Consider the following 1338-nt stretch of genomic DNA (forward strand, 5'->3'; position numbering starts at 1 on the left):
TCGGTGAGGCTTTAGAGTGCTTGTTTACAGGTACGTGGCCTGAGTTTATTCAGGTGAAGCTGCGAGAAACTGGTTTGGACGCTGAATAGTTACAAGTTCTATTACTTCACCGACCTGGAGGGGAACGAGTATGTTGAGTTGGGTTTCAGTAACCCAAACGGTGACAAGCCGGACAGCATTGGGAAACTCGGCATACTGGACAACAATCGAACCATTATTTCAGAACCGGTTTACGACGATGTAAGGCCTGAATATGATAGTACCATTCTGGTTAAACAGGGCCAGCAATGGGGTGTTGTTAACAATCAAAACGAAACATTATTGCCCATTGAGTATCAAGCTATTGATATTATTACATCCACCTTTTCTCTTGTTAAATTGAACAATAGGTGGGGCGTTTTTGATTTACAAGAAGGTGAGCTGATCTTACCTATAGAATATGACGAATTGGAGTACTTGTCGTTAACCCAAATTAACGCTAGGAAAAACAATCAGTGGAGCATTGTCGATATCTAGGGAGCCTCCAACAGTGGCTTCCTGAACTTGCCTAACGGCTGAGCTTTAAGCCACTTTACCCTTCAAGAGCCTTGGTAGCACCCAATCGTCTGCAGTGACAATCACGCTTTCCACCGCCAGGCGTACGCCAACATTGGATAGCGCACCAAACACTGTTCGCCACGTCACACATGCTGGTCGATCAAAATGGGATTGCCGTCCGGGTCTTCCAGCGTAATATAGGCCGGACCGCTAGTAGACTCATCCGCCTCTTCGATCAAGGCAACACCCTTCGCCTTCAGGTCACGTTGAATATCACGCACGTCCGGCGTGCCTGCAACTGTCTGGGCACTGTTGTCCCACTTCGGGTTAAACGTGAGGATGTTTTTATCAAACATACCCTGAAACAAGCCGACCAGGTGGTCACCATTTTTCATGATCAACCAGTTTTGTGCAATGTCGCCACCAAACTGCGTAAACCCGAGCTTCTCGTAGAAAGCACAAGAAACATGAATGTCTTTGACTGCCAAACTGATTGAAAATGCGCCCATGTCCATAAAATACACTCCGTAACAGTTTATTGAAGCTCATCAGCTAACACGCATAGCTACCAATACCGCTGGCAGTACACACCACAAATCACACAACTGCCAGCGCCTAAAAAAAGGCGTTGAGTACTTCCTGGTTCACAATATGACATCTCCTGTACCCTATGCCGCGCAAACATCGGCGAGTAAGTTGTCGCCATGGTAAGCGTCCAACCGCACCACCTGTTGTTTAAATCTATCAGCCCGCAGGCTGTGGTTTTCTTCAACAGGATCCATCAATGCAAACTCCGGACGA

2 protein-coding genes are annotated in these 1338 nt (G+C 46.9%); one reads left to right on the forward strand and one right to left on the reverse strand.

The genetic code is table 11. The annotated features are described in order from the left end of the window. The first annotated feature begins 138 nt into the window (after positions 1-138). The gene (locus tag G565_RS0120955; protein WP_028672542.1) at positions 139-516 is read left to right on the forward strand and encodes a WG repeat-containing protein; all 378 of its coding nucleotides are present in this window, start codon (positions 139-141) and stop codon (positions 514-516) included. A 164-nt stretch (positions 517-680) separates the two neighbouring features. On the opposite strand, the gene G565_RS0120960 is transcribed toward G565_RS0120955, so the two are convergent. Continuing rightward, on the reverse strand, positions 681-1052 hold the full coding sequence (locus G565_RS0120960; protein ID WP_028672543.1) for a VOC family protein: 372 nt from the start codon (positions 1050-1052) through the stop codon (positions 681-683). Positions 1053-1338: the final 286 nt, after the last annotated feature.

Source organism: Saccharospirillum impatiens DSM 12546, assembly GCF_000423605.1.
Lineage (GTDB): Bacteria > Pseudomonadota > Gammaproteobacteria > Pseudomonadales > Natronospirillaceae > Saccharospirillum > Saccharospirillum impatiens.